This is a genomic window from Streptomyces tricolor (assembly GCF_002155905.1).
In the GTDB taxonomy this organism is placed as follows: domain Bacteria; phylum Actinomycetota; class Actinomycetes; order Streptomycetales; family Streptomycetaceae; genus Streptomyces; species Streptomyces tricolor.
The window spans coordinates 1-6,355 of record NZ_MUMF01000382.1; the positions used below are offsets into that span (position 1 = coordinate 1).

Annotated in this window: 3 protein-coding genes and 1 tRNA gene; 1 reads left to right on the forward strand and 3 read right to left on the reverse strand. The window is 70.9% G+C overall.

Annotated elements, in window-relative coordinates:
* On the reverse strand, positions 1 to 2,192 hold a 2,192-nt coding region (locus CCN44_RS26045), incomplete at its 3' end, for a HAMP domain-containing protein (RefSeq protein ID WP_143649972.1).
* 410 nt (positions 2,193 to 2,602) lie between these two features.
* Between CCN44_RS26045 and CCN44_RS26055 the strand changes: the two genes are divergently transcribed.
* Complete coding sequence (locus CCN44_RS26055) at positions 2,603 to 5,362, forward strand: SpoIIE family protein phosphatase (RefSeq protein ID WP_086700037.1); 2,760 nt, start codon at positions 2,603 to 2,605, stop codon at positions 5,360 to 5,362.
* A 44-nt stretch (positions 5,363 to 5,406) separates the two neighbouring features.
* Here CCN44_RS26055 and CCN44_RS26060 read toward each other — a convergent pair.
* Together CCN44_RS26060 and CCN44_RS26065 are read right to left on the reverse strand one after the other, a co-directional pair.
* Positions 5,407 to 5,482 (reverse strand) — tRNA-Thr (locus CCN44_RS26060).
* A gap of 84 nt (positions 5,483 to 5,566) precedes the next feature.
* Complete coding sequence (locus tag CCN44_RS26065) at positions 5,567 to 6,229, reverse strand: DegT/DnrJ/EryC1/StrS family aminotransferase (RefSeq protein WP_086700040.1); 663 nt, start codon at positions 6,227 to 6,229, stop codon at positions 5,567 to 5,569.
* Positions 6,230 to 6,355 lie beyond the last annotated feature (126 nt).

Consider the following 6,355-nt stretch of genomic DNA (forward strand, 5'->3'; position numbering starts at 1 on the left):
GACAGCTGGTCGACCATCGTGTTCAGGGTGTTCTTCAGCTCCAGGATCTCCCCGCGCGCGTCCACGGTGATCTTCTGGGAGAGGTCACCGCGCGCCACGGCGGTGGCGACCTGCGCGATGTTGCGCACCTGGGCCGTCAGGTTGCCGGCCATGCCGTTCACGGAGTCGGTCAGGTCCCGCCACACACCGGCGACACCGGGCACCTGCGCCTGCCCGCCGAGACGGCCTTCCGTACCCACGTCGCGCGCGACCCGGGTCACCTGGTCGGCGAAGGCGGACAGCTGATCGACCATGGTGTTGATCGTGTTCTTCAGCTCGAGAATCTCGCCGCGCGCGTCGACGTCGATCTTCTGCGACAGGTCACCGCGCGCCACGGCCGTCGTCACCTGGGCGATCTGACGCACCTGCGAGGTCAGGTTCCCGGCCATGAAGTTGACGGAGTCCGTCAACTCCTTCCACGTACCGGAGACGCCGTCCACCCGGGCCTGACCGCCCAGCCGGCCCTCCGTCCCCACGTCCCGGGCCATCCGCGTGACCTGGTCCGCGAAGCTCGACAGCTGGTCCACCATGGTGTTCACGGTGTTCTTCAGCTGGAGCATCTCACCGGACACGTCCACGGTGACCTTCTGCGACAGGTCACCGTTGGCCACCGCCGTGGTCACCTGGGCGATGTTGCGCACCTGCCCGGTGAGGTTGCGGAACGCGGTGTTGACGGAGTCCGTCAGGTCCTTCCAGGTACCGGCCGCGCCCGGCACCTGCGCCTGGCCGCCCAGCTCGCCCTCGACGCCGATCTCCCGCGCGACCCGCGTCACCTCGGCACCGAACGCCGACAGCTGGTCCACCATCCCGTTGACGGTGTTCTTCAACTCCAGCATCTCGCCGGCCACGTCGACGGTGACCTTCTGCGACAGGTCACCGCTGGCCACCGCGGTCGTCACGGCGGCGATGTCCCGCACCTGCGTGGTCAGGTTCCGGAAGACCGTGTTGACGGAGTCCGTCAGGTCCTTCCAGGTACCGGCCGCGCCCGGCACGTTCGCCTGCCCGCCGAGCCGGCCCTCCGCCCCCACCTCGTTCGCCACCCGCGTGACCTCGTCCGCGAAGATCCGCAGCGTCTCGGTCATCTGGTTGATCGTCTCGGCGAGCTGCGCCACCTCCCCGCGCGCGGGGACGGTCACCTTCTGCGACAGATCACCGTTGGCGACAGCGGTCGTGACCTGCGAGATCCCCCGCACCTGCGCGGTCAGGTTGCCCGCCATGGTGTTGACGGAGTCGGTCAGCTCCTTCCACACGCCGGCCACCCCGGGCACCTGCGCCTGGCCGCCCAGGATGCCCTCGGTGCCCACCTCCCGGGCCACCCGGGTGACCTCGGAGGAGAAGGACGACAGCTGGTCCACCATCGTGTTGACGGTGTTCTTCAGCTCCAGCATCTCGCCCGCCACGTGGACGGTCACCTTGCGGGACAGATCGCCCTTGGCGACCGCCGTGGTGACCAGCGCGATGTCCCGCACCTGCGCGGTCAGCCGGTACGCCATCGTGTTGACGGACTCGGTCAGATCCTTCCAGGAACCGGACATGCCGCGCACCCGGGCCTGACCGCCGAGCTTGCCCTCGGTGCCGACCTCGCTGGCCACGCGCGTGACCTCGTCGGTGAACGTCGACAGCTGGTCGACCAGGTTGTTGACGGTGCGGCCGACCTTCAGGAACTCACCCCGCAGGGGATGGCCCGTACCGTCGTCCTGGGGCTGGGTCCGCAGCTCCATCCGCGGTGACAGATCGCCGTCGGCGACCGCGGTGAGCACCCGGCCGACCTCGGAGACCGGCCAGACGAGATCGTCCACCAGCGCGTTGGAGTGGTCGATGGCCGTCGCCCAGGAGCCCTCGCAGGCCCCCGTCTCCAGCCGCTCCGTGAGTTTCCCCTCACGCCCCACCATGCGCCGCACCCGCGCCAGCTCACCGGTCAGATGCAGATTCCGGTCGGCCACCTCGTTGAAGACGGCCGCGATCTCCGACATCACACCGTCGCCGGACACCGTGAGCCGCTTGCGGAAGTTCCCGTCGCGCATCGCCACGAGAGCCGCCAGCAGCCGGTTCAGGGCAGCCGTGTCCACGGCGGTGGTGCCGCCGCTCCTGCCCAGGGACGGTCCGCCTTTCGCGCGCGTCTTCGTGCCTCGCGTCGCCGCGCCAGACTCCACTGTGTCCCTCCCGGAGGGGTAGACCGTTACTGCTGTGCTCGGCCGCTTCGGCCCGGCGTGCCGGTGATCGGCACACCGGTTGCTTCCGCGTACCGGTTACTGCTGCGTATATCTGCCAGACGAGATCCGGCCACACCAGGGGCTGCTGCCCGCCGTACACGGAACGCACGCAGCCCGACCCGACCTTCATCAGAAGCTTGCCCAGTGTTTCACCCCGGCCGAACCAGGCCATAACAGTTCGGCAGCTTCGCACATCGTCCGCACACCCTGGGGGCGTAAACACCTACGACCGGCATCCGCTCGGACGGCGAAGGTAAGTAACCTTGCATGCGGCTGTCCAGCCGCACCGGTCCGACCGGCCTGGGCGGTGGCACGAGTACGAGCGGGCATCGGAGGGGCGGCCGGACACCATGACCACCGGACTGATCCCCGGGGGACAGACCCCGGAGCCACAGCCGACGGGCGAGCTGATGCCGCAGCAGCGGAGCGAGCCGGCCGGCCGGGCAGCACCGCATGTCGACGACCGGCCGAGGAGTTCTGTGATCACCGCGCGCGCGGCTGCCAGTTTCGAGCCCGTCGGGCGATCGGTCGCGACCGCCCGGTCCTTCGTCCGCGACACCCTCCAGGGCTGGGGGTTCGCCGACATCGTCGACGACGCGGTCGTCCTGACCAGCGAGCTGGTGACCAACGCCGTCGTGCACGCGGGCACGCACGCGGAGGTGCTGTGCCTGCGCACCGAGGACGGCGTCCGCATCGAGGTCTCCGACCGCTACCCGGAGCGCGAAGTACCGCTCCAGCAGTCCGCCGTCTCCATGGGCAGCCCCGACCGCGAGGGCGGCCGCGGCCTCCAGCTGTGCGCGGCCCTGGCCACCCGCTGGGGCGTGGACTACACCCCCACCCACAAGAACGTCTGGTTCCAGCTCAACCTGCCCGAGCGCCCGGTCGGCACCCGCACCGCCGGCCCGGCCCTGCCGGCCGACCTCCTGCCGCTGGCCGACGGCCGGGTCCGCGTCGCCGTCCTCCAGGTCGACCGCAAGGGCAGCATCAGCGCCTGGAACGAGGACGCGGAGGAACTGTTCGGCTACCCGGCCGACGCCGTCATCGGCAAGCCCCTCACCGAGCTGGCCGCCTGGCCGCACACCCCCGGCACCGGCACGGGCATCGCCGAGGCCCTCCAGCTCTCCCGCTGGGAGGGCACCTACGGCATCCGCGGCGCCGACGGCCGCGTGGCCCAGGTGTACGCCTCCCACCTCCGGGTCCGCGACACCGGCGGCGAGCCCTCCACCGTCTGCCTCCTGGTCCGCGACCACGAACGCGCCGTGCTGCAGACGCCGTCCCGCGTCCCGGCCGGCGACCAGACGTCGTCCTCCGACGGGCAGAGCACCGACCCCTTCGAGGTGTTCATCGGCTCCCCCGCCCCGGACGACCTCGACGGCCTGCTCCAGCGCACGGTGGAGCGCGCCCGCGACATGCTCGACGGCGACTCGGCCTTCCTGCTGCTCGCCACGGACGACGAGACGGAACTGGAGGTCCGCGCCTCAACCGGCCTGCCCTCCGCCCGCCAGCGCTTCGCGCGCGTGCCCGTCGAAGCGGGCCCCGGCCGCTACGGCTCCGCCCGCATGCCCGCCGTGCACGACGACCTCGCCGCCGTCCCGGGAGCCGTACCGCTGCTCGCCGGCACCGGCATGCGCTCGGTCGTCACCGTCCCGCTGAAGGTCGAGGGCCGCCTGACCGGTTCCCTGGGCGTCGCGGCCGAGGCGCCCGGCCGGTACAGCAACGAGGAGGCGCTGCGCCTGCAGTTCGCCGCCGACCGCATCGCCCTGGCCGTCGAGTCGGCCCGCCTCGGTGAACTGGAACGGCTGCGCCGCGGCTCCCTGAGCTTCCTGGTCGAGGCCTCCGACCTGCTGGCCGGCACCCTGGACCGGGACCAGACGCTCGCCCTGATGGCGCAGATGACGGTCCCCACCCTGGCCACCTGGTGCGCGGTGTACACGATCGCCGACCAGGCCTCCGATCCGTACCTGTCGTACGTCCTGCACGAGGACGAGGAACTCATCGACGGCATCAAGTCGTTGTTGTCGAAGATCCCCCCGCCGGATCCGGTACCGACGCCCGGCGCCCGGGTCTGGACGGCCCCGGGCGAGGTCGCCCACCAGGCGGCCCTGCGCAGTTCCATGCGCAGCCTGGGCCTGGCCGGCGGCCCCACGCACCGGGTCGCCTCCGGTATCGGCCCGACGCTGGCGACGGCCTCCGCGGTCGGCGGCGAGACGGTCGTCCTGCCGCTCGTCGCCCGCAACCGGGTCATCGGCATGCTGACCCTCGGCAAGCCCACCGACGAACACTTCCGCCAGGAGATCCTGGAGCTGGCCGAGGACTTGAGCCGCCGGGCCGCCCTCGCCCTGGACAACGCCCGGCTGTACTCGGAGCGCACGGCCATCAGCCAGTCCCTCCAGCGCAGCCTGCTCCCGCCGGGCCTGCCGCAGATCGACGGCGTCGAGGTGGAGGTCATCTACCGCGCGGCCGGCGAGGGCAACGAGGTCGGCGGCGACTTCTACGACCTCTTCCCCATCGGCAACGGCGCGTACGGCTTCGCCATCGGCGACGTGTGCGGTACGGGCCCCAACGCGGCGGCGGTCACCGGCCTGGCCCGGCACGCGCTGCGCCTGCTGGCCCGCGAGGGCCTGTCCGGCCCGGCGGTGCTGGAGCGCCTGAATTCCGCCATTCTCGACGAGGGCGACCGCAGCCGCTTCCTGACCCTGCTCTACGGCGAGTTGCGGCCGCAGGAGGACGGCAGCGCCGAGCTGAAGGTGGTCTGCGCCGGCCACCCGCTGCCGCTGCGCCTGCGCCAGGACGGCACGGTGGTGGCCGCGGCCGAGCCGCAGCCGCTGCTGGGCGTCATCGAGGACCTGGAGCTGTACGAGGAGACGGTCACCCTCGACCCGGGTGACGTGCTGCTCTGCGTCACGGACGGCGTCACCGAGCGCCGGGAGGGCACCCGCATGCTGGGCGACGACGGCCTCGCCGACGTCCTCACGACCTGCACGGGCCTGACGGCGGGCGCGGTCGCGGCACGCATCATGCGCGCGGTGGAGCGTTTCGCCTCGGACGCTCCCTCCGACGACATGGCGATTCTGGCGATGCGGGTCCCGGGAATCCACAAGGAGGCCTGAGGAAGCACGAAAAGGCCCCACCCGGAAGGGTGGGGCCTTTTTGCTGGAGCCCCCAAACGGAATCGAACCGTTGACCTTCTCCTTACCATGGAGACGCTCTGCCGACTGAGCTATAGGGGCCTGTCGTTTTCGAGGTTTCCCTCGCGGCGACAAAGAAACTGTACCCCGAACAGGCCCCAGTTCCCAAATTCGTTCGGTGCCCGCTCAGAACGCGGGTTGGAGCAGACCACCGAGGGCGTTGCAGGCGGAGACGATGCGGTGCATCTCCCGCTTGGTGAGCGCGGCGTCCACGGGCAGCGCGAGCGTCTCGTCGGCGGCCAGTTCGGTCTCCGGCAGCGACACGTACCGCCGGAACTCCGGCAGCCGGTGCACGGGCGTCTTCACCGGCACCCGGCACTCGACTCCCTTGGCCCGCAAGGCCCGGGCGAAGGCGTCCCGGTCGGGCCGGCCGTTCCCCGGCACCCGCACGACGTACTGCTGATAGGTGTGCCCGTCGCCGCCGTCGGGCGTCCGTACGCCCTTCAGCCTGGCGTCGAGATAGGCGGCCCGCTGCCTGCGCTGCGCTATCTCGTCGTACGGCGCCTCGGACTCGCCCTGCTCCAGGACCAGCAGCCCGTGCCGCTGCCCGAGCGCGTGCAACCGCCCGATGGCGGCACGCCGTCCGAAGCGGTGCACGACAACGACCGCTGCGGTACGGGAGGTTACGGCCGCCTCGACCGCGTCCGGGTCGAGGCAGTAGGTCACCGGGTCTATGTCGGCGAACACCGGGAGCGCTCCGGCCAGGGTCACGGCCTCGGCGACCTCGACGTTCCCGAAGGCCGGTACGACGACCTCGTCACCGACGCCTACGCCGGCGGCCCTGAGCATTGCTGCAGTACCCATGTCTGGATGCTGGGCTCGCAACGTGAACGACACGTTACGCACAACAGAAAAAGGCCGGACCCCGAACCGAAGTTCAGGATCCGACCTTTATCAAAAATTGTTCGGCGGCGT